Origin of the sequence: Winogradskyella sediminis, from assembly GCF_003387355.1 — a bacterium.
Taxonomy (GTDB): Bacteria; Bacteroidota; Bacteroidia; order Flavobacteriales; family Flavobacteriaceae; genus Winogradskyella; species Winogradskyella sediminis.
Genome location: NZ_QUNH01000009.1, coordinates 10001 through 12719, shown reverse-complemented (window position 1 = coordinate 12719; position 2719 = coordinate 10001). Strand labels below are relative to the sequence as shown.

At 46.7% G+C, this 2719-nt stretch carries 2 rRNA genes (1 of these 2 only partly in view); both read right to left on the bottom strand.

From position 1 onward, the window contains the following. Window positions 1-182: 182 nt before the first annotated feature. Window positions 183-292 (bottom strand): 5S ribosomal RNA (gene rrf / locus C8N41_RS16280). 119 nt (window positions 293-411) lie between these two features. After that, window positions 412-2719: ribosomal RNA gene (locus tag C8N41_RS16275) — 23S ribosomal RNA — on the bottom strand; it runs 517 nt beyond the window's last position.

Below are 2719 nucleotides of genomic sequence, written 5' to 3'. Positions count from 1 at the left end.
TCCTATTTGTATTATTTACAAACTTCCATGCTAATTCTAATTCCTTATTTACATTCATAGCTATTTTTTCTCTATCAAAGTATTAATATAACAAAATCGGTACTAACTAATAGCAAACAGAACTATTAAAAAAGGAGTAAAAAACAAAAAACCCTTACTAGATCACTAGTAAGGGTTTTCAAAAAAGGCGGCGACCTACTCTTCCACAGTAAAGCAGTACCATCGGCGCAAACGGGCTTAACTACTCTGTTCGGAATGGTAAGAGGTGAGCCCCGTCGCTATAACCACCTTAAGTTTTTATTCTGATATCATCAGAACTTGGGTTGTTATAAATAATCAACACTAATATTGTTGACATATTGAAAAAATCACATGATATATAAGTAACAAGTACTATATAAAAAAACACCGTACAATAAGCCTATGGGTTATTAGTACTACTCGGCTATGACATTACTGCCTTTACACCTATAGCCTATCAACGTGGTAATCTTCCACGACCCTTTAAAGAAATCTCATCTTGTGGTGGGTTTCGCGCTTATATGCTTTCAGCGCTTATCCCTTCCGAACGTAGCTACCCTGCAATGCTCCTGGCGGAACAACAGGTACACCAGAGGTTCGTCCAACTCGGTCCTCTCGTACTAGAGTCAGATCCACTCAAATTTCTAACGCCCACTGTAGATAGAGACCGAACTGTCTCACGACGTTCTGAACCCAGCTCGCGTGCCACTTTAATGGGCGAACAGCCCAACCCTTGGGACCTTCTCCAGCCCCAGGATGTGACGAGCCGACATCGAGGTGCCAAACCCCCCCGTCGATATGAGCTCTTGGGGGAGATCAGCCTGTTATCCCCGGCGTACCTTTTATCCTTTGAGCGATGGCCCTTCCATACGGAACCACCGGATCACTATGCTCTACTTTCGTACCTGATCGACCTGTATGTCTCTCAGTCAAGCTCCCTTATGCCATTGCACTCTACGCACGGTTACCAAGCGTGCTGAGGGAACCTTTAGAAGCCTCCGTTACTCTTTTGGAGGCGACCACCCCAGTCAAACTACCCACCAAGCACTGTCCTTTCTTTGAAAGTTAGACTCTAGATAAGCAAAGGGTGGTATTTCAACAATGACTCACGCACGCCTGGCGACGCACGATCGAAGTCTCCCACCTATCCTACACATTACTTATCCAAAACCAATACTAAGCTATAGTAAAGGTGCACGGGGTCTTTTCGTCCCACAGCGGGTAATCGGCATCTTCACCGATACTACAATTTCACCGAGCTCATGGCTGAGACAGTGTCCAGATCGTTACACCATTCGTGCAGGTCGGAACTTACCCGACAAGGAATTTCGCTACCTTAGGACCGTTATAGTTACGGCCGCCGTTTACTGGGGCTTCATTTGAGATCTTCGAAGTAAACTTCTAAACCCTCCACTTAACCTTCCAGCACCGGGCAGGTGTCAGGCCCTATACATCATCTTTCGATTTAGCAGAGCCCTGTGTTTTTGATAAACAGTCGCCTGGACTTTTTCACTGCGGCCCCCCAGAAGGGGGCGACGCTTCTCCCGAAGTTACGCGTCAATTTTGCCTAGTTCCTTAGCCATGAATCTCTCGAGCACCTTAGAATTCTCATCCCAACTACCTGTGTCGGTTTAGGGTACGGGCTGCTTCACTCGCTTTTCTTGGAAGTCGATTTGCTAGATTATCACCTTGACCGTAGTCTCAGTGTACTATCGGGCAGTTACCTGTCCCTTCAACGTACTATTCCGTCAGTACGCACTAACTTTTCGCCTCCGTCACTTTTAGTGTGAGCAGGTACAGGAATATTAACCTGTTGTCCATCCACTACCCCTTTCGGGTTCGCGTTAGGTCCCGACTAACCCTCAGCTGATTAGCATAGCTGAGGAAACCTTAGTCTTTCGGTGTGCGGGTTTCTCGCCCGCATTATCGTTACTTATGCCTACATTTTCTTTTGTAGCTTCTCCAGCATCCCTCACAGAACACCTTCGACGACACTACAATGCTCCCCTACCACTTTTTCAAGTCCATAGCTTCGGTAATATGTTTATGCCCGATTATTATCCATGCCGAACCGCTCGACTAGTGAGCTGTTACGCACTCTTTAAATGAATGGCTGCTTCCAAGCCAACATCCTAGCTGTCTAAGCAGTTCAACCTCGTTTATTCAACTTAACATATATTTGGGGACCTTAGCTGATGGTCTGGGTTCTTTCCCTCTCGGACATGGACCTTAGCACCCATGCCCTCACTGCTGATGAACATTTTATAGCATTCGGAGTTTGTCAGGAATTGGTAGGCGGTGAAGCCCCCGCATCCAATCAGTAGCTCTACCTCTATAAAACTATAAATCAACGCTGCACCTAAATGCATTTCGGGGAGTACGAGCTATTTCCGAGTTTGATTGGCCTTTCACCCCTACCCACAGGTCATCCGAAGACTTTTCAACGTCAACCGGTTCGGGCCTCCACTGTGTGTTACCACAGCTTCACCCTGCCCATGGGTAGATCACACGGTTTCGCGTCTACCACTACTAACTAAAACGCCCTATTCAGACTCGCTTTCGCTACGGATCCGGACCTGAAGTCCTTAACCTTGCTAGCAACGGTAACTCGTAGGCTCATTATGCAAAAGGCACGCCGTCACAGATCAAGTCTGCTCCGACCGCTTGTAAGCGTATGGTTTCAGGTTCTATTTCACTC